This is a genomic window from uncultured Rikenella sp. (assembly GCF_910579375.1).
In the GTDB taxonomy this organism is placed as follows: Bacteria; Bacteroidota; Bacteroidia; order Bacteroidales; family Rikenellaceae; genus Rikenella.
Genome location: NZ_CAJTUJ010000012.1, coordinates 1 through 20,469, shown reverse-complemented (window position 1 = coordinate 20,469; position 20,469 = coordinate 1). Strand labels below are relative to the sequence as shown.

16 protein-coding genes are annotated in these 20,469 nt (G+C 59.5%); 3 read left to right on the top strand and 13 right to left on the bottom strand.

The annotated features are described in order from the left end of the window. Positions 1-15: 15 nt before the first annotated feature. On the bottom strand, positions 16-1,302 hold the full coding sequence (locus tag QZ302_RS02515; protein WP_294592120.1) for an N-acetylmuramoyl-L-alanine amidase: 1,287 nt from the start codon (positions 1,300-1,302) through the stop codon (positions 16-18). A gap of 191 nt (positions 1,303-1,493) precedes the next feature. Between QZ302_RS02515 and QZ302_RS02510 the strand changes: the two genes are divergently transcribed. Further along, entirely contained in the window at positions 1,494-4,193 is a 2,700-nt protein-coding gene (locus QZ302_RS02510) for a putative LPS assembly protein LptD (protein ID WP_294592118.1), read from the top strand. Positions 4,194-5,183: 990 nt separating this feature from the next. On the opposite strand, the gene QZ302_RS02505 is transcribed toward QZ302_RS02510, so the two are convergent. Beyond that, positions 5,184-5,399 (bottom strand): hypothetical protein, encoded by a 216-nt coding sequence (locus QZ302_RS02505; protein ID WP_294592116.1) that lies wholly within the window; start codon positions 5,397-5,399, stop codon positions 5,184-5,186. A 15-nt stretch (positions 5,400-5,414) separates the two neighbouring features. Here QZ302_RS02505 and mtaB point away from each other — a divergent pair, with 15 nt between their 5' ends. After that, positions 5,415-6,755, top strand: coding sequence for a tRNA (N(6)-L-threonylcarbamoyladenosine(37)-C(2))-methylthiotransferase MtaB (gene mtaB, locus QZ302_RS02500; RefSeq protein WP_294592114.1), 1,341 nt, complete (start codon positions 5,415-5,417; stop codon positions 6,753-6,755). A gap of 225 nt (positions 6,756-6,980) precedes the next feature. Here mtaB and QZ302_RS02495 read toward each other — a convergent pair whose 3' ends face one another. The 4 genes from QZ302_RS02495 to QZ302_RS02480 all read right to left on the bottom strand — a co-directional run bounded on the left by QZ302_RS02495 (position 6,981) and on the right by QZ302_RS02480 (position 9,893). Beyond that, positions 6,981-7,367, bottom strand: a complete 387-nt coding sequence (locus tag QZ302_RS02495) for a Spy/CpxP family protein refolding chaperone (RefSeq protein WP_294592112.1) — start codon at positions 7,365-7,367, stop codon at positions 6,981-6,983. 144 nt (positions 7,368-7,511) lie between these two features. Further along, complete coding sequence (locus tag QZ302_RS02490; RefSeq protein WP_294592110.1) at positions 7,512-7,982, bottom strand: hypothetical protein; 471 nt, start codon at positions 7,980-7,982, stop codon at positions 7,512-7,514. Positions 7,983-8,074: 92 nt separating this feature from the next. After that, the gene (locus tag QZ302_RS02485) at positions 8,075-8,683 is read right to left on the bottom strand and encodes a sigma-70 family RNA polymerase sigma factor (protein ID WP_294592107.1); all 609 of its coding nucleotides are present in this window, start codon (positions 8,681-8,683) and stop codon (positions 8,075-8,077) included. A gap of 31 nt (positions 8,684-8,714) precedes the next feature. Continuing rightward, positions 8,715-9,893, bottom strand: a complete 1,179-nt coding sequence (locus QZ302_RS02480; protein WP_294592105.1) for an ABC transporter substrate-binding protein — start codon at positions 9,891-9,893, stop codon at positions 8,715-8,717. A 94-nt stretch (positions 9,894-9,987) separates the two neighbouring features. Here QZ302_RS02480 and QZ302_RS02475 point away from each other — a divergent pair, with 94 nt between their 5' ends. Next, a complete protein-coding gene (locus QZ302_RS02475; protein ID WP_294592103.1) occupies positions 9,988-10,575 on the top strand; it encodes a superoxide dismutase in 588 nt (195 codons plus the stop codon). A 322-nt stretch (positions 10,576-10,897) separates the two neighbouring features. On the opposite strand, the gene QZ302_RS02470 is transcribed toward QZ302_RS02475, so the two are convergent. The 7 genes from QZ302_RS02470 to QZ302_RS02440 all read right to left on the bottom strand — a co-directional run. After that, positions 10,898-11,530: an outer membrane lipoprotein carrier protein LolA gene (locus tag QZ302_RS02470; protein WP_294592101.1), complete on the bottom strand. Its 633-nt coding sequence runs from the start codon at positions 11,528-11,530 to the stop codon at positions 10,898-10,900. Between the two features lie 22 nt (positions 11,531-11,552). Beyond that, positions 11,553-14,891: a DNA translocase FtsK 4TM domain-containing protein gene (locus QZ302_RS02465; RefSeq protein ID WP_294592097.1), complete on the bottom strand. Its 3,339-nt coding sequence runs from the start codon at positions 14,889-14,891 to the stop codon at positions 11,553-11,555. A gap of 6 nt (positions 14,892-14,897) precedes the next feature. Further along, positions 14,898-15,710, bottom strand: a complete 813-nt coding sequence (gene murI, locus QZ302_RS02460; RefSeq protein WP_294592095.1) for a glutamate racemase — start codon at positions 15,708-15,710, stop codon at positions 14,898-14,900. A 97-nt stretch (positions 15,711-15,807) separates the two neighbouring features. After that, entirely contained in the window at positions 15,808-16,338 is a 531-nt protein-coding gene (locus QZ302_RS02455) for an OmpH family outer membrane protein (RefSeq protein WP_294592092.1), read from the bottom strand. Between the two features lie 67 nt (positions 16,339-16,405). Next, positions 16,406-19,003, bottom strand: a complete 2,598-nt coding sequence (locus QZ302_RS02450; RefSeq protein ID WP_294592090.1) for a POTRA domain-containing protein — start codon at positions 19,001-19,003, stop codon at positions 16,406-16,408. Between the two features lie 76 nt (positions 19,004-19,079). Beyond that, positions 19,080-19,820, bottom strand: a complete 741-nt coding sequence (gene uppS / locus QZ302_RS02445) for a polyprenyl diphosphate synthase (RefSeq protein WP_294592087.1) — start codon at positions 19,818-19,820, stop codon at positions 19,080-19,082. Between the two features lie 179 nt (positions 19,821-19,999). Continuing rightward, positions 20,000-20,469: RNA methyltransferase (locus QZ302_RS02440; RefSeq protein ID WP_294592085.1), on the bottom strand; the 470-nt coding region annotated here is incomplete at its 5' end.

Genomic DNA, 20,469 nt, shown 5'->3' with positions numbered 1-20,469 from the left:
TCTCGGCACGTCGAATCACCGTCCGATGGCTTCGGCCAGCGGAATCGGCTCGTCGTGCCGGAATGCGACCATAAACGCATCCGGAAAGGTGCGACGCACCTCTTTTTGCAAAAGTAACGCTTCTTCGTAAGAAAAACACTTTCCGTAGAAATATTTGTACCGCCCGTCGATCCGCATTTCGGTGATATGGTCGGCATAGGGCCCGAACTCGGTGCGGCTGATCCGCATCCGGGCGAGCGCGCTTTTGAGCTGGATGCGGTAGACGACATCCCGTCGTTGGGTCGGTCGCGGTCGGGCGGTCGGCGCCGGAGTTGCGACCGGGCGTTCCGCCGGTCGGGGGGCCGGTTCGGCAGCCGGTTTCCGGACAGGTGTTTTTGCCGGAAAGTCCGGCGTGTCGGTATTCGTCTCCCGAGCAGGTTTGTGGGTCGGTTTCGGAGCCGGTTGCTGAGGCTTTTTCGGCGCCGCAGCAGGCTGTGTCTTGGCCGGCGGCGGAGTGGACAACGCCCGGCTGTCGGTCTGTGTCTTGTATGCTTTCACTGCCCGGAACAGCGCGGCGGCGATCTCCTCCTGTCCCGCCTGAGATCCTAAATATTTAGCCTCCGCCGGGTTCGAAATGAATCCCACCTCGGTCAGCACGCTCGGCATCGGCGTGCGCCACAGGACGAGGAATCCCGCCTGTTTGACCCCTTTGTTCTGCCGTTTGGCCCGGGCGACGTATTGATCCTGAATCTGTTGCGCCAGCGAAAAACTCTGGCTCCGGTAGGCGTACTGCATCAGCGAGAAGAGGATCAGCGACTCCGAGGAGTTCGGGTCGTAGCCCTCGTACCGCGAAGTGTAGTCCGCCTCGAGGCCGATCACGGCGTTTTCGCGCATCACGACCGAGAGGTTCTCGTTGCCCTTGTCCTCCCCCATGACGAACGTTTCGGTGCCCGCCGCGTTCCGGTTCGGGCTGGAGTTGGTGTGGATCGAGACGAAGAGGTCGCCGTCGGCCTGTTTGGCGATTTTGCTCCGTTCGTCCAGCGCGATGAAACGGTCGTCGCGCCGCGTGTAGACCACCCGCACGTCCGGCAGCTGCTTCTCGATGAGCCGGCCGAGTTTCAGAGCGATCCCTAAGTTGATCGCCTTCTCCTGTTGTCCGTTTCCGACCGCTCCGGGGTCTTTGCCGCCGTGTCCGGGGTCGATGACGATACACCGCACGGCGCCGGTGGTCTCCTCCTGTGCGGCGCGGGCCGCCCCGCCGAGCGGGGGCAGCATACTGAGCAGGAGGAAAAATACGTTCCTGAGGTGGGTGCGGAGCTTCATGCCGTACTGCTTTGCGATTCCCCGAAATTCCGTTATTTTTGCAAGTCGCTTCGCGGCTCGGCGAAGTGCGGGGGAACGAAGGACAAAAATAACCTATTTTCATCGGAATTTTGCGCGCGGCACTACGAAAACGAACTCTTTTTGCGTTTCTGCTATGGGTGGGGGCGGTTGTTACGGCGTTTCCGACGCCGGTGGCAGAGGCTGCGGTTCGGTCGGCTGCGGCGGCCGATTCGGTGAAACGGGACACGCTGCCGGACATCGCCTCGCTGTTCGATACCTTGCCTCTGGTGGCGGCGGATCGGGCGGATACGGCGGCCGTGACGGACAGTGTGGCGACGGGAAGGGACACCTTGCCGGCGGTGCTCGGCGAGCGGAAGAGGCGCGGGAGTACGCTCTCGGAGCGGGTCACGTTCAAACAACGGGACTCGTTGGTCTACGACGTGCGGTCGGGGAATCTCAATATGTACGGCAACGGGCGGGTCGAATATACCGACCTGAAGGTCGAGGCGGAACACATCAAACTCAATCTGGACGAAAAAAACGTGGCGGCGTGGGGGTATGTCGATACCCTCTCCGAAAAGTACGTGCGGCCGAAGTTCAGCCAGTCGGATACGGAGTACGAACTCGACTCCGTGCGTTATAACATCGACACCAAGAAGGCACTGATCTGGGGAGGATATACCCGCGAGGGCGAGGGGATCATCTCCGGTGGGCTGGTCAAGAAGATGCCCGACGATGTGCTGCACATGAAAGGGGGACGGTACACCACCTGCGATGCGGAGTGTCCGCACTTCTACCTCCAGATGACCAAAGGGACGGTCGAACCGAAGAAAAAAGTGGTCTTCGGGCCGGCTTATATGGTGGTCGAAGACGTGCCGATCTATCTGCTCGGGGTGCCGTTCGGCTTCTTTCCGCAGCAGGGGGCCCGGCATTCGGGCTTCATCATCCCGTCGGTCGGCGAGGAGGTGGTCAAGGGTTTCTTCCTGCGCGACGGGGGCTTCTACTTCGTTTTCAACGATTACGTCGACCTGAAACTGACCGGAGGCATCTACACCCTCGGCTCGTGGCAGGCCGGAGCGGCGTCGAGCTATCGGCGGCGGTATAAGTTCAACGGGAATTTCCAGTTCGATTTCGCCAAAGACATTTTCGGCGAGAAGGGGAGTGCGGACTACGTCAATCAGCAGAACATGCAGATCCGGTGGACGCACCAGCAGGATCCGAAGTTCCGGCCCAATTCGACCTTCTCGGCCAGCGTCAACTACTCCACGAGCAAGTACAACCGCTACAACGCGACGAACATGAACGACTACCTCTCGTCGCAGACCAGTTCATCGATCGCCTACTCCAAAAACTGGGTCGGGAAACCGTTCTCGTTCTCGATGAACGCCAGCCACAGCCAGAATATGCGTGACAGCAGCATGTCGCTCACCTTGCCGACCTTCGTCTTCAACGTCACGCGGATCAATCCCTTCAAACGGAAAAATGTGATGGGCAAGGAGCGGTGGTACGAAAAGATCGCCTTCACGTTCCAGACCAACTTCTCGAACAGCGTCTCGAACTTCAAGCAGGACGAGTTCATGAAACGGGATATGTTCGAACGGATGCGGTTCGGGTTCCAGCACCAGTTGCCGGTGAACGCTTCGTTCAACGTCCTGAAATACCTGAACGTGACGCCGGGGTTCAACTACACCGAACGGTGGTATTTCCGCAAGATTTATCAGGACTGGAATCCGGAGACCGAACGGGTCGAAAATACCGATACCACGCACGGGTTCTATCGGGTCTACAACTATGCGGCGTCGCTGTCGGCCAATACGCGGCTTTACGGGATGTATGAGCTCGGGCGGAAGGGGAAAATTAAATTGCGGCATGTGATGACGCCGAGCGTCAGTTTCTCGTATGCGCCGAACTTCGGGAAGGAGCGGTACGGCTATTATCGTACGATCCAGAGCGACAAGCATGGTGGGACGACGACTTACTCGCCGTTCGCCAACGAAATGTACGGGGTGCCGGGGAACGGCGAGAGTATGTCGCTGGGGTTCAGCATCGGCAATACGCTGGAGATGAAAGTGCCCAGTGCGCGGGATACGAGCGGCTTCCGGAAAATCAAGATTCTGGAGGCGTTCAATATCAGTTCGGGGTACAATTTTCTGGCCGACTCCCTGAAACTCAGTGTCTTCTCGGTCACCGCCCGGACGACGCTCTTCAAGGGGGTGAGTCTGAATATCAATGCCTCGTTCGACCCGTATATGGTGGACGAGACGGGGCGGCGGATTAATCGCTACGTGGCGGCGCACGGCAAGGGGCTGGCGCGGCTGACCTCGTTCAATACGGGGTTCAGCTATGGGTTCAGTTCGAAAGCGCGGCGCACGACGGGCGGCTCTTCGGGGCCGGCGGCGAGCAACAATCCGGACAACAGCACGTTGAGCGATGTCAATGCGGCGATGAACGATCCGAATCGGAACGGCGGATTTTTCAACCAGACGGAGAATCAGTATGCGGCGGCGATGCGGCGGGCGCAGTTGCTGGCCACGCAGTACTATGATTTCAATATTCCGTGGAGTTTTTCGTTCAATTACAGTTTCAGCTTCAGCCGGCCGGGCAAGCGGATTACGCGGTCTCAGACGGTGAGTTTCAACGGGTCGGTGAACCTGACGGAGAAGTGGGCGGTGGAGTTCGGAGCCGGGTATGACTTCGAGATGAAGAAATTGACGCCGGGGACGGTGCTGATCCGGCGTGACATGCACTGTTTCCAGGCTACGTTGTCGTGGGTTCCGATCGGTTTCCGCCAGAGCTGGACTTTCTCGCTGCGGGCGAAATCCGCACTGTTGTCCGACTTCATCAAGTATAAGAAGAGCAATAGCTTTATTGACAACTATTACACTTATTAGCGTGGTGGACGGAGGCTCGTGTATTTGGAGAGGTTGTCTGCGTGTGGACAAAGAACGGGGGTAGAGGCTGCCAGTTGAAATGCGTAAGCATTTCCCGTCCACGGGACGTGGGGCCCGCGCGGCCCGAGCGCAGTCTTCTCCGGGAGGCCAGCCGCGCGCCCGGCCTAAAGGAGCGATTCAACTATTTCGGCGGTGAGCCGAAAGAGGATGAATCGCGCAAGGCGCGCGAAAAACTCGATTTTGTGCGAAAACTCCGTCGCCCGCCCGCTTAAGAGGGCATATTCTGCCGGTTGGCACTCGGCCAATCCGGCAAGAATTGCCGCGGGCGACGGCAAACGCGGCGGAGCGTAAGCGGAGCCGCAGTGGGGCTGACACAGGGCCGAGAACTGGGGCGAACTTTGGGCTGCGCCTGTTCTTCAGGCGGGAAAACCGAAAACGGTTTTCCCGCCGCGCCAAGCCGAGCATGGGGCTTAGATTGGGGCTGAATCATTGGCTGAGCTCTTGCGGCTCTAAGAGCCGCCGGGCTTGCGGCGGGGCATCTTCGATGCCCGGGCCGGACGCCGCAGCCCGCACCCAACAGAATTGGACGAAAGTCCGAAACCAAATGGGCCGAGCTTCTGCGGCTCTTTGAGCCGCGCAGTTCGCCGCCACCCCACGCGGTGGGCTGCAACTTGTCGGAGCTCGTTGCTGCTCTCCGCTGGTGGGGAACTGCTATAGGTCGAGAGCGAGTAGCGCGGTTCCGAGAGGAATCGCCGTCCTCGGCGAGGGCGACGCTTTAGCGGCGCGAGGGGGGCGCGCCGAGGACGAACAGTACAGAATGGGGCGTTGTAGTTGCGGTTTGAAGAACCGCGCGGGCCGGCCGCTTCCCCTCGGGAGGCCTGCAACACGCCGCTCCGCGTCGAGAGTTGCCGTTCTTCCCGGGCGTCCGACCCGCTATCAAGTTAGAATAGGGGTAGCTCCAGCCCATTGCCCACCGCGGGCCCGCGGCGTTTATTCCGAGAGGCAACGCAACTGACGACCGTAAGTGCGGTAGTACCAGTGACTGGGCTGGACAGCCTCCATGACGAAACGCAAATAAATGCCGTTCGTCCCATTGGTCGAAACCGACCAGACAGCACCCTCGTAACCGACGTTTGCCGGTTCGCCGAACCGGCGCTGCGGAAGCCCGGGGCGGGAAACGTCTCTATAACCGATTTTTTCGGTCAATCCCTTGAAAAAGATATGAATACACTTCGAAAAGTGGTTTTCTATACCCTCGGTTGCAAACTCAACTTTTCCGAAACGGCAACCATTGCCCGACAGTTCGAAGAGGGCGGTTTCGTGCGGGCCGGAAAGGGAGAACGAGCCGATATCTGCGTGATCAATACCTGTGCGGTCACGGAACATGCCGAGAAGAAATGCCGGAATATCGTTCGGAAAGCGGCGCGGGAACACCCCGGAGCCATCGTTGCCGTAACCGGATGTTATGCCCAGCTGCGGCCTCAGGAGCTGGCCCGGATCCAAGGGGTGGATATCGTGACGGGAAATCACGAGAAAGGAATGCTTTACGACCAGGTGGCCGGACTATTGGGGCGAGGCGAGCGGACGGTCGAAGTACACGCCTGCGCCGCCGAGGAGATTCGATCGTTTTTTGCGGCTTTTTCCGTCGGGGACCGTACCCGGGCGTTTCTGAAAGTGCAGGACGGATGCGATTACCGGTGTGCGTATTGCACGATTCCGGATGCCCGGGGTGCCAGTCGCAATATCTCGGTGTCGGAGCTGGTGGCCGAGGCGTGCGAAATCGCGGCACGCGGAGTGAAAGAGGTGGTGCTGACGGGGGTGAATATCGGGGATTTCGGCCGGACGACCGGCGAACGTTTTCTGGATTTGATCCGTGCGCTGGAGGAGGTCGAAGGGATCGAACGCTACCGGATATCCTCCATCGAGCCGAACCTCCTGACGGATGAAGTGATCGCATTTTGCGCTCAGTCCGCGAAGTTTATGCCCCATTTCCATATCCCGTTGCAGGCGGGGACGGATCGGGTGTTGCGGATGATGCGTCGGCGGTACGATACGGCGCGGTTTGCGGAACGGATCGACCGGGTGCGCGAGGCGATGCCGGATGCGTTTGTCGGGGTGGATGTGATTGTGGGTTTTCCGGGCGAGACGGAGGCGGATTTCGAGGCGGCGTATCGTTTTCTCGCTGAGCGGATACGACCGGCGTTTCTCCATATTTTCCCGTATTCGGTGCGGCCGGGGACGCCGGCGGCGGAGCTGCCGGATCGCGTTTCGCTGCAAGAGGCCGCTCGGCGGGTGGAACGGTTGGGCGAGTTGTCGGCCCGGTTGCACGGAGCGTTTTACGACCGTTTCGTCGGTTCGGTTCGTCCGGTGCTTTTCGAGTCGACGGTGCGGGAGGGACAGATGGTCGGATTTACGGACAATTATATCCGGGTCGCGATGCCGTATCGATCGGAGGCGGTGAATCGGATCGTGGCTGTTGAACTGGGAGAGGGTCGGACGACGTCGTCCGGATATGCAGGCGGCGAGGAGTGTTTGTCGGGTCGGCCGCTTGAGATAGGGTAGGGGCTGCCAGTAGAAGACGCTGTGCGTCCGTTTATTCCGAGAGGCAACGCAACTGAAAACCGTAGCTGCGGCTGGTCACGTCGCTGGGATCGACTCCCGGTACACCGAAGTTCAAGAACATGCCGTAGATGCCGCTGGCTATAGAGATCCAACTGTACCCGTTTTTGCCGATGGCTCCTAACGTTCCTTCGTTAGGATAGCGGTAGCCCGGGGCGGGATCGACTCCTATTTCCGCGTCTCCGGCGGCGCTTTCCGCGTCACCTTCCGGATCAGGAAATTTTTGAAATCCTCATCGGTCACGAAAACCCGCGCCGCCTTGTCCGCCGGCAAAATCTGACGGAATTTCGCCATGTAATCCGCCATCAATTTCCGCTCGGCATCCATAACCCCCAGTACGATTTCGAACTGCCGCTCCGCATCGCGCCCCTCCCGGATCGCCCGATGTGCCGCATGCCGTTTCCGGCCCAACTCCCGCCGGGCGCTCCAATATTCGTTGTAAACCGGCCAGAAACGTTGCGATTGCTCCGGAGTGAGTTGCAGCGCATCGCTGAAAAAGCCGATTTTCAGCTCTCTGATTTCATCGGCCTGAGGCGGCCGTTCCTGCTGCGGCATCGTTTCCCGTGCCTGCGCCCCGGTTCCCGAAACACATAAGATAATCAGCCCCCCCAGAAATCCCCCCGCGTAACGAAAGAGTACGCTCCAAAAGGAATCGTTAGATGTAAATATGCGGTTCATTTTCAGAAAAATAGATCCAAATTATTCGTTGTCGTTCTCCAGCAGATCCGCGAGATCGACCCCGCCGTATCCGTAGATATCCAGATAGTCGGTCACCGCCTCCGCCAGCAACGTCTGCTGCGTCCCATCGTCCTCATCCGACAAGTAGTCCTGCAACTCTTCGATGTCTTCGGAGTAGAGCCGGTATCCCAACAGCGTCTCGCTCGTCTGCCCCTCCTGTGCCAACAACTCACGCTGCTGTGCCCGATATCCCGTGAAATAGAATCCGACGGTCGCGAAAAGCACCAGACAGCCGAACGCCCCCGCCAAACCCGCTATCCGTCCGAGCCGCCCCCACCAACTTCCCACCACAGCCGAAACCCTCTCCGCAGCCGAGTCTTCCGCGACCCGTTCGCGCAGCGTGTTCCGCAACTCCGCAAAATAGCCCTCCGGCACCCGATACGGATGCCCTTGCCGAGGCGTGTGCGACGATGTGTTCCGAGGCGTGTTCATGTGTGCGATTTCTGCGTTGCTTTGTCCCTTTGACGCTCGGTCCGGAGCGGAGTTTAATCCCGGGCGGAAATTATTTTATGGCCCGGAGCCGATTATTCCCCCGAGTCGGAGGTCTCATCGAGAGTCGGGGTGAAGTCCGCCCCTGACCACTCTTCCCGCACCCACCGTTCGACCTTTGCCGCCGCGTGGTGGTACGAAGCTTTCAAGGCTCCCACCGATGTCTCCAGTACCGCAGACATCTCTTCGTAGGGCATTTCGTCCCAGTACCGCAGCGTGAAGACGGCCCGTTGTTTGGCCGGCAGCCGGCTGACCGCCCGCGCCAGTGCCCGTTCGATGCCCTCGCCGTCGATCAGCCCTTCGCTCCCCGCGATGCGGTCGAACCCCGTGCCTCCGTCGTCTAAGGAGGCGAAAAGCCCTGACCGCCGGCTGCGCAGCAGGCTCAGCGACTCGTTGATCGCAATGCGATAGAGCCACGTGAAGAGTCCCGACTCGCCCCGAAAGTCGCCCACGGCGTTCCAAACCTTCAGGAAGACGTTCTGGACGACGTCGTCGGTGTCGTGGTGGCTCACGACCAGTTTCCGCACCGTCCAGTAGATCCGCTGGCTGTACCGATCGACCAGTTCGACGAACGCGGCTTCGCGTTCCGTCGGATCGGCGGAGCGGAGGCGGTCGAGCAGTCGGGTGTCGTCGGTAGCGGTCATGGTCGATTCTTTTCCCGGTAGACGGGCGGGGTTATTTCAAGCGGTGGAAGTAGTAGAGTTCGTGTTCCGGCAGGAGTTCCGGGTGGAGAATACGGATCAGGTCGGCCAGCACGCGATCCGGTCGCACGACGCCGGATTCCCAGAAGTCGCTCCCTCCCTTCGGCGTGATCCGCGCATTGTTGTTGAAGACTCGCCCCTCGCGCACCACCGGCAGCCCGGCGAAACGAGGATTGTCCGCTTTCAGCTGCGCCAGGTTTTGCGCCATTCCCGGCGCCAGCCAGTAGTCCGCCTCCTGCATCAGCACCCAGGCGTGTTCGGCGCTCACCGGCCGGCTGGCGTCGTTGTCCGTCCCCCGGCCGAGGTAGTCGCCTCCCGCCTCGCGCACCAATCGGGCCATATAGCTCCGATCTCCCGGCAGGTACCAGACGTCGCGATACGGCGCATTCAGCATCACTTTGGGGCGCCCCACGGCCGAACTGTCCGACGCCGGAATCCGGGTGGCCAGTTCCCGGTAACGCGCCTCGATTCGGTTGAAATACAAGATCGCTTCGTTCAGTTTCCCGGTCAGCAAACCGAACGGCACGATCCATTCCGCCCGTCCCAGCGGATCGTTCTCCAGATAGTCGGCGATATAGACCACCGGCAGCCCCAGCTGCCGCAACTTCGTCACCGCCGTGTGCTCGCCCCCCACGCCGTAGATGAAGACGACGTCGGGCCGTAGCGCGACGATGGTTTCGAAGTCGAGGTTCGTGTCGTAGCCCACCTCTTTCACGGCTCCGGTATGTACCGCCGGGTTGGCGATGAAGTCGATTCCCGACGCACCCCTGACTACCGAGACCTCGCCGAGCGCGTCCAGAAACGCGACGTGGGTCGAGGACATGCAGACGGCCGACCGGATCGGATATCGGATCTCTCCTTCCCGCACCGTGGCTGCCGTGTCAGGAACCAGCCTGTAATCGTACACCGTATTTTCCGCCCCCTGCCACGGATTGCGCACTCGCAGCAGTGTGGAACGGCCGTTGTTCAGCGTGTCGCCCAGCAGTTCGAACCGCTCGGCATACCGGCTTCGATAAATCGGCGCCCAGGCGGTGGTGTCGCCCGCTCCGCCTCTTTCGCCCGAAGGCCCGCCGCACGAAACGACTCCCGAAAGCACCGCACAAGAGAGGATGGAGGCCCGAATGCCTCTGAGAATGGGGTTATCGAACTTCATTCGACAAATATAGTGAATGGGTTTGGAACGAAGTTTGCTTTAGGAGGGAAATAAACATCAATCATCGTTTCACACTATAAACATTCTATTCGTTATGAAATTCGAACTTCCTGCTTTACCGTATGCGCTCAATGCGCTCGAACCGACCATGAGCGCGCGCACGCTCGAATTCCACTGGGGGAAACACGAGGCGGCGTATATCAACAACCTCAATGGGTTGATCGAGGGGACGCCGCTCGAAAACGACACGTTGGAGGAGATTGTCCGCAAGGCGGACGGGGCGATCTACAACAATGCGGCACAGGCGTGGAATCATATCTTCTTTTTCTTCCAGCTGGCGCCGAACGGGCAGCATGAACCGAGCGGTCTGCTGCGGGCGGCGATCGACCGCGATTTCGGCTCTTTCGAGGCTTTCCGCGAAGGGTTCGCCAAGGCGGGAGCGACGTTGTTCGGATCGGGTTGGGCCTGGTTGTCGGTCGATGCGGACGGACGGCTGGCGATCACTCAGGGGCCGAATGCGAAGAATCCGTTGCGTGACGGGGCGATTCCGCTGCTCACGGCGGATGTCTGGGAACACGCCTATTATCTGGACTACCAGAATCGTCGGCCGGACTATTTGGCGGCTTTCTGGAATCTGGTGGATTGGAAGGTGATCGAAAAACGGTACGAGGATACGTTGTAGGGTGGGCCTCCGTACGTTACGGGCTGTCTTTCGTCCCGGCTGTCGGTTTCGACCGGACAGGGGCGAAAGGCGGCCTTTTTTTGTGCCGGCGCCGTTTATTCCGAGAGGCAACGCAACTGAAGACCGTAAGCACGATGGTTGGTGTGGGAAGAATCGAAATTTGTCGGGCCGAAATTCAGAAACATTCCATTGTTCTCTTGGGTAGACGCAGACCAACCGTAACCGTATTCGCCGTTACCGCCCGTTATGCCCAATCCGGAGTTGCGGTAGCCCGGGGCGGTGTTGCCCGGCGATTGAATCGGATACCCATGATCCGATAAACTTACCGAAAATCGATGATTTCGGTGTCCGGGTGCGAAGCCCGATCGAAACGGAACGTCTTGTCCGTCACTGGAATGTTGACTTTCCACTCCTTGATTTGCAGTTCGATCGGGCGATCGTTTCCCGTCGCCGCGATCGAGATGCGTACCGGCAGCGAGGTCGTCGGATCGATGTAAAGCGTCAGAGCCGTGTAATCCGCCGTCGTCTGTTTCGGTTTCAAATTCACCACCTGCAATTTCTTTCCCTGCGTCGTCGTGATGGCCGGTAAAGAGCTGTGTTCGAAATCTTTCGGATCGACGTTCATTAACTTCGCCGGATTGGAAAGGATGTTCGGATCGGTCGGATCGAGCTGCTCGACAGTCACCTCCTGTGCCTTCGGCAGGTAGTTCCACAGCGTCGTCCCGTCATAATAGAGCTCCTGTCCGAAAACCGAGGCGGCGAATCGCCTACCGCTCACCGTCAAGGTTCCTGCCGTCGTCCCCTCGCCTTCAATCGTGGCGGTGAAGCCCACCCGATAGCTCTTGTAGGACTGAATTTTCGTGCGCACAGCGTTCAGTAGCGTTTCCGAATGCTGGTCGGCCCGGACGGTGGCGAAACTCAGGAAAAGGATCGAAAGGAGGAGAAAACGTTTCATAAACAGCTTGAATCGCAATGGGTTATAGGTTGTCGAGGATCATCTCCAGCGACATCGGATCGGTGACCAATACCTGTCGCGGTTTCCCGCCTCCCTCGCTGTGCCCCACGATGCCGGCAGCCTCCAACTGGTCGATCAGCCGTCCTGCCCGGTTGAACCCGATCGAGAATTTGCGCTGAATGGTCGAAGCCGAACCCTGCTGATTGGCCACCACGTAGCGTGCCACCTCCTCGAACAGCGAGTCCCGTTTGGCCAGCACATCGCCGCTCGCCGCAGCAGACGACGAGTCGTCGCCCTCCGGCGTGTATTCCGGCAGTTCGTAAGCCGACGGATAGCCCTGTTGGTGCTCGATGTGATCCGTAATCCGCTCGACCTCAGGCGTATCGATAAAGGCGCACTGCACGCGTGTAACTTCGCTCCCCGTGGAGATGAGCATATCCCCGCGTCCTACCAGTTGGTTGGCTCCCGGCTGGTCGAGAATCGTCCGCGAGTCGATCATACTGGTCACCCGGAACGCGATCCGTGCCGGGAAGTTGGCCTTGATCACCCCCGTAATGATATTCGTCGTCGGTCGCTGGGTCGCGATAATCAGGTGAATCCCCACCGCCCGTGCCAGCTGGGCGATTCGGGCAATCGGAGTCTCGATCTCTCGCCCGGCGGTCATAATCAGGTCGGCGAACTCGTCCACGATCACCACAAAGTAGGGCAGGAACCGATGCCCCTTTTCCGGATTGAGCCGCCGGTTGATGAACTTTTCGTTGTACTCCTTGATGTTCCGCACCTTGGCCGCCTTCAGCAGGTCGTACCGGGCGTCCATCTCGATACACAGCGAGTTGAGGGTGTAGATCACCTTCTGCGTGTCGGTGATAATCGCCTCGTCCTCGGTCGGCATCTTGGCGAGGAAGTGCTTTTCGAGCTTGGAGTACAGCGTTAGTTCGACCTTTTTCGGGTCCACCAGCACGAATTTCAGTTCGGCCGGATGTTTCTTATACAGGAGCGAGGTGATGATGGCGTTCAGCCCGACCGATTTCCCCTGTCCCGTCGCCCCGGCCACCAACAGGTGGGGCATCTTGGCGAGGTCGAAGACGAAAGTTTCGTTCTGGATCGTCTTTCCGAGCGCCACCGGCAGGTCGGCCCGCGAGTCGTGGAATCGCGGCGATTTGATGACCGAGTACATCGAGACGACCTCCTTGTTTTTGTTCGGCACCTCGATCCCCACCGTCCCCTTGCCCGGAATCGGCGCGATGATCCGTATCCCCAGTGCCGAAAGGCTCAGCGCGATGTCGTCTTCGAGGTTTTTGATCTTGCTGATCCGCACTCCCGGCGCCGGAACGATCTCGTACAGCGTCACCGTCGGCCCGATCGTTGCTTCGATCGTGTCGATCCGGATGCCGAAGTTTTCGAGCGTCGTGACGATCCGGTTCTTGTTCTCGACCAGCTCCTGGTCGGTGACGACCACCCGTTTCGTATGGTCGTCCAGCAGCTCGATCGGCGGTTTCCGGTAGTGCGACAGTTCCAAAGTCGGATCGTACAGGTCGCTGTTGTTGATCACTTCGTCCTCCACCTGCTCCTCTTCCGGTTGTTCGACGATGAAACTCCCCGTCTCCTCTTCCTCCTCCGTCGCATGCAGTTCCGGCCGTCTTTCGGTCGTCGGTTCGGGTGTGAAGACCGGTCGCTGCGGAGCGACAACCGACTCCTCGACCGTCGGCTGCAAAGGTATTTTTCGTGCCGTAGTCGCCGGTTTTTCCGTTTCCGTTACCGGTGTCGGTGCCGACATGGAAGGCGGCATAGCCGGTTCTTCTATCGGTCGGGTCGCGACAGTGAACGGTACCTCTTCTTCCACCGCTTCCGTTCTTTCCGGCACGATCCCTGTCGGAACAGGCGGTGCGATCGAGGCCGAGTAACGATACGGATCGTAATAGTAGCTCTGCCAGTCGAACGAGTAGATGATGGGCTGGCTCCACTCGTCGTAGCCCATCAGGTAGCCCCACGAACCGTCGTAGTTCTGTACCAGACGTGCCCGTTCAGCCGCCTCGGGCCGATAAGCGGTCTCGTAGGTGAACGCACTCTCCTGTGCTGTCCAGTTCGGATCGACGAAAGGCGAATACCCCCCGTTCTGTATCGGGTACTCCGGATACATCGGCGCATCCGGCTCGATCTCCGTTCCCATCATCTCCATTGCCAAAGGCGGCTGTTCGTAAACGGGCGGAGGAAGAGGCACCGTTTCCGGTTCGTTCTGCGGCGCAGCTTCGGCTACGGTCTCAGCGACAGCAGGAGCCGGTTTCGCCTCCCCATCGGTCGGCGGTGTCGCCGGTTCCGCATCCATTCCCGGGGCCGGTTGTTGTTCGGCCAATGCCTGCCGCCGGACTTCCGCCTCTGCCTTGAGGCGCATCATCTTTTTCCGGGCCTGCAAACGTTCCAGCTCTTGCCGCACGTGTCGCTCTTCACGCTTGCGCCGGGCGTATGCCCGGTATTTCGAAACGGCTTGCCGGATGGCTAAATGATTGGCGTAGTAGAGAATCCCTACGAACGCTGCGATAATCAGCAGCGACGTCCCTTCGTATCCGATCATGGCGTTGAGCCATTGGGCGATAAAGATGCCGTGAGCTCCGCCCCATCCGGAGCCGATAATTTGCGGGTCGGGGCCGAAGAAGTGTCCTGCGCCGATCGACCCGACGATCATCAGCAGGATGAGCGACCGGATAACGCGCCGGATCCGCAAAGCCCTTACCCGCAGCAATTTGAGCGCGATGCAGAAGAGGATGACCGGCACGAGTTCACCGAAGATGCCGAACCAGCGGCCGATGATGCTTTGTGCGAGAATAGCTCCGATGCGTCCTCCCCAGTTCAGGGCGTCCTGCCGCACATCGACGAAGAGGTTGCTCCACGTCGCGATGTTCTGGTCTACGTCCCAGTAGATGAGGTAAGAGAAGGTCGAAACGGCCAGATAGCCCGACAGGAAGAGCAGGATCAGGCTGAGCCAGATATACCGGTCGGTGTGGTTATCCTGACTCTCCGGATCGATCCGCGACGCGGGACGTTTGGTCGGTTTCGCCGTTTTGTTGTTGGAGGAGGAGGGTCGGGTGGTCGGCTTCGTTTTGGCTCGATTCGTCGGGGTCGCCGCGCCCGATCGTGACGAAGAGGCCTTGCGGGTGGCGGCAGGTGAGTAGTCCCGCCGGGCCCGGCTGTTATCAGAAGCCTTCGTCGACGCCGTCCGCCGGCTGGTGACCCGTTGCACCCGCTCCGTCCGGAGCCGATCCGAAGAGGATGCACCGGAGCGCTCCGCCGGTTTGCGGCGGAGTTCCCGATCGCGCTGTGCGCGTCGGACGAGTTCGTCGGTTTGTCGTTTGCCGGTGGCCATAGGGTGTTATCGCTTCCGCAGTCGGGCGGCGTATTGTTCGGCGCGGAGCTGCAGTCGTTCGGCCGCTTCGGCTCCGCCGGTGCTGATAAAATGGTGTGTCGGAGCCTCTGTCGTGGCTCCGTCCGGTTCGTAAAGCAGGCCGGATGTGGCTAAAATCTCTTTCGTGTGCCGCGCAATGGCCTCTGCCGGATCGATCAGGCGCATGCCGCGTCCGTCGATGATGCGTTCGATCTGGGCCGCGAGCAGCGGAAAGTGGGTGCAGGCGAGCACCAGCCGATCCGCTCCCGCCGCTAACAGCGGTTCGATGTAGCCGCGCAACAATCGCTCCGTCTCCGGCGCCTCTTCGAGTCCCTGTTCAACCGCTTCGACCAGTCCGTTCCCCGCTACCGGGATTACCCGCACGCCCGAGGCATATCGCCGGGCCGTAGTCCGGAACATCTCGCTGTGGACGGTGAACTCCGTCCCGAGCACACCGATCACCCCGCTCTGCGTTGTCTCCGCTGCCGGTTTCACGGCGGGCTCCAAGCCGACGAAAGGCATCTCCGGCCAGGCTTGTCTGAGGGTGGCGATCGCGGCGGTGGTCGCGGTGTTGCAGGCCACGACGATCAGTTTGACTCCCTCTGCCAGCAGCCTCTCGACGCCGGCCCGTACCAGCCGGACGATCTCTTCTCGCGCTTTGCCGCCGTACGGACAGTGGGCGGTGTCGGCCCAATAGAGTGTCCCCTCATGAGGCATCGCCCGGACAATCGCTGTCCGGATGCTGATGCCGCCCATGCCGGAGTCGATGATGCCGATGGGGGAGCGAGGGTCGGAGTGCATGCGTGCGTCGGGTTTTACGGGTAACAAAGATAAGAAAAAGGAGGACGCCGCCGAAAATTTTCGGCGGCGTCCGTCAGGTGTCGAATCGGGAATCCGATTATTTCGTAATCCCGAGCGATTTTTTCACCAACGGCAGCACGTTGATCATCTCCGACTCGTTGTAGTAGGCCAACGCCCCCGCAACCAAGTCGAATACCGCCGTGAGTCCCTGTTCTTTACCCACTTTCACCACCGCAGCCTGTGCTTTTTCCATCACCGGGCGGAACAGTTCCATCTGTTTCTCATTGAGTTCCTGCTGAGCGGACTGCTGGAACTCTTCCAAACGGGTCTGGAGGTCGATCAGTTCTTTTTCTTTCTGTTTCCGGATGGTTTCGGACATGGTGCTGAGTCCGTTGGTAAACTCCGTGCTTTTCCGGTTCATCTCTTCGCGCATCGAGGTGAACTGGCTTTCGAGGTCGTTGCTGAGCTGTGCCAGCTGTACCCGCACCGAGTCGCTTTCCGGCATCGCTGCGATCAGTTCCTGCGAGTTGATGTAGCCGAACTTCTGCTGTGCATTCGCCATCCCGGTGCCGATAAACAAGAGTGCCGCCGCAGCCGCGACGAAGAGGGATTTCTTTGCAATTTTCATGGTGTGATATGTGTTATTTTGTTTTCCGATTGGTTTCTCTATGCAAACATCGTGCTTTTTTTCGAGATTAGAAAGTCTGGCCGAGCGAGAAGCTGAATTTGCTCCCCGCAGCCTTTCCGTTCGAGTCGGAGGTCTGGTCGAAGCCGTACCCCCAGTCGATCCCGAGCATCCCGAGGTAAGGCAGGAAGACCCGCAGCCCGATCCCCGCCGACCGTTTCAGGCTGAACGGTTTGAACTCTTTGAGTTCGGTGAAAGCGTTCCCCGCTTCGCCGAAAGCCAGTGCATAGACCAAAGTTCCCGCCGTCCGCACCAGCGGATAACGCACTTCGACGGTGTATTTGCTGAATATCCGGGCGTAAATCCCGTAATCCGCCATCGGAGTCAGGGCATTGTTCTTGTACCCGCGCAACCCGATGGTCTCCACCCCGTACATACTGTAGCCCGACAACCCGTCGCCCCCCATCTGGAATCCTTCGAACGGCGAGGGCTTGTTCTTGTCGTAATGTCCCAGGTATCCGAACTGCGCCCGCGCCATCAGCACCAGTTTGTTGTTGCTCGAAAGCGGCACGAACCATTGGGCATTCAGCTGCCACTTGTGGTATTCGATCCATTTGTAGCGTTCGCGGTCGGTCATGGGCTTGCTGTAGTCCTTCCCGTCGAATGCCGACCACGGCGGAGTCAGTGCCGCCGAAATGTCGAATTTCGATCCCCGGGTCGGGTATTGCTGAATGTCGTCCACCGAGTTGCGCGACAATCCCAAATTGAGCGCCAGCGTGTTGCAGCTCCCGTCCTTGACGATGAAGTAGTCCCAGTTATAGAGGTTGTAGGTCTGCATCGTCAGCCCCGCCGACAAGACGAAGTATTGGTCCGGCCAGTTGAGCCGTTTCCCGATTCCGACCGTTCCGCCGATGGTTCCGAAGTGGGCCGTCGCTTTCTGTCCCAGATGATAGGCGTTGGTCTCGCGCGAGGTGTAGAACGATACCGAGAGCGAGGTCGGTTTCCGCCCTCCGAGCCACGGTTCAATGAAGTTCACCGACAGTGCCCGATAGTAGCTCCCGTTGGTCTGCACCTGGAGTCCGATGGTCTGGTTGTCTCCCGCCGGATACGGTCGCCAGGCCTTTTTGTTGAAGAAGCTGCGCAACGAGATATTTGTGAAATTGACCGCTACGGAGGCAATAAACATCCCGGCGCCCCAACCCCCGGAGAGTTCGAGTTTGTCGTTGGGCACCTCGGTCAGCGAGTAGTTGATGTCCACCAGCTCCTGCTGTACGTTCGGATTGACGTTCGGCATCAGCGTGGCGGCGTCGAACTGCCCCATGGTCGCCAGCCGCTGGTAGGTCTGCATCAGCAAAGCCTGGCTGTAGAGTTCGCCCGGCATGGTCGAGAGTTCGCGCCGGATCACATGGTCGTTTGTCCGTGTATTCCCGTCGAAGGTAACGTTCTTGATCCGGAACTGGCTCCCCTCGATAATCCGGATCTCGACGTCCACCGAGTCTCCCGGCACGACCGTCTCCACCGGATCCGCCATAAAGGCCAGATATCCCTGATCCTTATAGGTATTCGCGATCGACATGTCGGTCGGCATGGAGCCGTTGAGCCGGGTGTTCATCGTCTCGCTGTCGTACACGTCTCCTGATTTCAGGCCGATCGTCCGCGCCAAGGTCTCCGTTGGATAGAGGGTGTTGCCTAACCAGCTGATGTTCCGGTAGTGGTATTTGTTCCCCTCCTTGAGTTTGATGTAGATCCCCATCCGCTTCGGTTTGCCGGGAATGGGATAGAGCGAGTCGGCAACGATCTCGGCATCGCGATACCCCTGCGATTTGGCATAGTTCCGCACCTTTTCCAAATCCTCTTCGAAATCTTTTTCGTTGAATTTGGAGCTGCGGAAGATGTTGATACTCACCTTGTGGGTCTTCTTCATCGAGCGGGCCAGCTTTTTGGCCGAGAGGTGGTCGTTTCCGGCGAACTGAATCTCGCCGATCCGCACCTTGTCGCCGCGGTCGATGTTGAAGTGGACGATCACCGCCGTCTTGACCAGCGAATCCGGCGTCACCGTGTAGTCGATTTTGGCGTTCCGGAAGGCCTTTTCGTCGTAGTATTTCCGGATGAGGTTCATGCAGGTGGTCAGCAGGTAGTCCGACAGTTCGGCATTCTGCCTCAGCCGGAGCTTCTCTTCAAGGTCTTTCCGTTCGCTCCCTTTGACGCCGACGAAGTCCCAGCCGCGCACCTGCAACTTTTCACGTACGTAGAGGTCGAGATCGACCGTATCCCGGTCGCGAATTGTAGTTCCGACTTTCATATTGGCGAAGAACCGCCGGTCGAGCAATCCCCGCGTGGCGATCGTAATGGCCTCTCCCGGAATCGTGATGGTGTCGCCGACCGCAATCCCGAGGTTGTCGACGATCATCTGGGGATCGACAGCCAGAGCCCCGTGCACGCGGATTTTACCGACGACATACGGTTTCGGCTGGGCTTTGAAATCGACCCGCGGCAAGGCGTCGAGCTCCCGGTCGACCGACTGGCCGAGCAGGGAGTCGTAGATCGGCATCATGGAACTCATGACCCGGAATATGGAGTCGGGAGCGGCGATCTGCTGCCCGCGGGCAATAGATACGGCTCCCGTTGTCACGATCAGTATCGTTGCGAAAATCAGTCGTCTTACCATCCTCATGCGTCTCAGTGTTCGGTCTTGTCTCTTTTGACGTGGTATATCTATAGCGGTCGGTCTGTCACCGTTGGCTTCAGAGCCGTCCGAATCGTCGTTCTCGTTGCCGGTACGCCTCCAAAGCCCGGGTGAATTGCGCTCCGTCGAATTCCGGCCAAAGGGTGTCGGTGAAATAGAGTTCGGTGTAGGAAAGTTGCCACAGCAGGAAGTTGCTGAGGCGTTGTTCTCCGCTGGTGCGGATCAGAAGTTCCGGATCCGGCATCCCCCGGGTGGTCAGGTGCGCCGAGATCAATTCCGGCGTAATCTCCTCCGGATTCAAGTCTCCCCGCTGGACGCATTCCCCGATTTGCCGGGTCGCCTCGGTCAGCTCCCACCGGGCGCTGTAGTTGAGCGCTACGTTGAGTGTCATCCGTAATTTGCCCTCCGGAATCTCCGCCGTCCGGGCCTTGTGGATGCTTTCCTGCAAGGTCTGCGGCAGCGACGCGAGGTCGCCGATGAAGTTCATCCGAATCCCCGCTCCGGTCAGCGTGTCGAGCTCGGAGAGAATCGCTCCGGCAATGAGCGACATGATGCCGTCCACCTCCTCCTCCGGCCGTCCCCAGTTTTCGGTCGAGAAGGCATAGATCGTGAGGTATTCGACCCCTGCTTCCGCTGCCGTCCGCACCACTTCGCGCACCGCGTCCACCCCGTGCCGATGTCCGTAGAGCCGCTCTTCACCCTGTCCCTTCGCCCAGCGTCCGTTGCCGTCCATGATGATGGCGACGTGTCTTGGCGTCGGCGTTGCGGAGATGGGTATGTGGTTCTCTTTCTGTGTCATAAAGCGGGTGAAAGCATATTTTCCGCATCGCGGTCACCAAGAGGAGACCGGGTGGAAAAACTTTCGGCGACGACGACCGGCGTCGGTCGATGCAATGTGCAAATATAGAATTTTATTTCGGCTTCGCGATGCTGCGGGCCCCTTTTTCCCGGAAGCGGCCTTCCGGACTCCGGACGGCATTATTGCCGTTCGAACCGTTGCCGCTGCGCTTCGAAGAGGATAACGGCCGCCGCCGCGCTCACGTTCAGCGATTCGATCCGCCCCACGAGCGGAATGCCCGCCTCGACGTCGCACAACCGCAGCACCTCGCGCGAGATGCCTTTGTCTTCCGCCCCCATGACGATGACGGTCGGTTTCGTGAAGTCGACTTCGTAGACCAGCGTATTGCTCTTTTCCGTAGCCGCCACGCACTGCATGCCGATCCCCTTGAGCAGCGCGATGGCTCCCTTGAGCGATCCCGCCCGACAGACCGGAATCAGGGTCAGCGCCCCCGCCGAACTCTTGATCGCTTCGGCATTGACCGGGGCGGAGTTCTTGGCCGGCATGATCAAAGCCGCCGCCCCCGCACACTCCGCGCTCCGGGCGATCGCACCGAAGTTCCGGACATCGGTCACCGAGTCCATCAGCATGACTAACGGCGTTTCGCCCG

Excerpts from the sequence above, each read along its gene's own strand:
- uppS (WP_294592087.1), bottom strand. The coding sequence starts at position 19,820 with ATGACACAGAAAGAGAACCACATACCCATCTCCGCAACGCCGACGCCA.
- QZ302_RS02495 (WP_294592112.1), bottom strand. The coding sequence starts at position 7,367 with ATGCCGCAGCAGGAACGGCCGCCTCAGGCCGATGAAATCAGAGAGCTG.
- QZ302_RS02480 (WP_294592105.1), bottom strand. The coding sequence starts at position 9,893 with ATGAAGTTCGATAACCCCATTCTCAGAGGCATTCGGGCCTCCATCCTC.
- QZ302_RS02450 (WP_294592090.1), bottom strand. The coding sequence starts at position 19,003 with ATGGTAAGACGACTGATTTTCGCAACGATACTGATCGTGACAACGGGA.
- QZ302_RS02475 (WP_294592103.1), top strand. The coding sequence starts at position 9,988 with ATGAAATTCGAACTTCCTGCTTTACCGTATGCGCTCAATGCGCTCGAA.
- QZ302_RS02465 (WP_294592097.1), bottom strand. The coding sequence starts at position 14,891 with ATGGCCACCGGCAAACGACAAACCGACGAACTCGTCCGACGCGCACAG.
- QZ302_RS02455 (WP_294592092.1), bottom strand. The coding sequence starts at position 16,338 with ATGAAAATTGCAAAGAAATCCCTCTTCGTCGCGGCTGCGGCGGCACTC.
- QZ302_RS02470 (WP_294592101.1), bottom strand. The coding sequence starts at position 11,530 with ATGAAACGTTTTCTCCTCCTTTCGATCCTTTTCCTGAGTTTCGCCACC.
- QZ302_RS02515 (WP_294592120.1), bottom strand. The coding sequence starts at position 1,302 with ATGAAGCTCCGCACCCACCTCAGGAACGTATTTTTCCTCCTGCTCAGT.
- QZ302_RS02485 (WP_294592107.1), bottom strand. The coding sequence starts at position 8,683 with ATGACCGCTACCGACGACACCCGACTGCTCGACCGCCTCCGCTCCGCC.
- murI (WP_294592095.1), bottom strand. The coding sequence starts at position 15,710 with ATGCACTCCGACCCTCGCTCCCCCATCGGCATCATCGACTCCGGCATG.
- mtaB (WP_294592114.1), top strand. The coding sequence starts at position 5,415 with ATGAATACACTTCGAAAAGTGGTTTTCTATACCCTCGGTTGCAAACTC.
- QZ302_RS02490 (WP_294592110.1), bottom strand. The coding sequence starts at position 7,982 with ATGAACACGCCTCGGAACACATCGTCGCACACGCCTCGGCAAGGGCAT.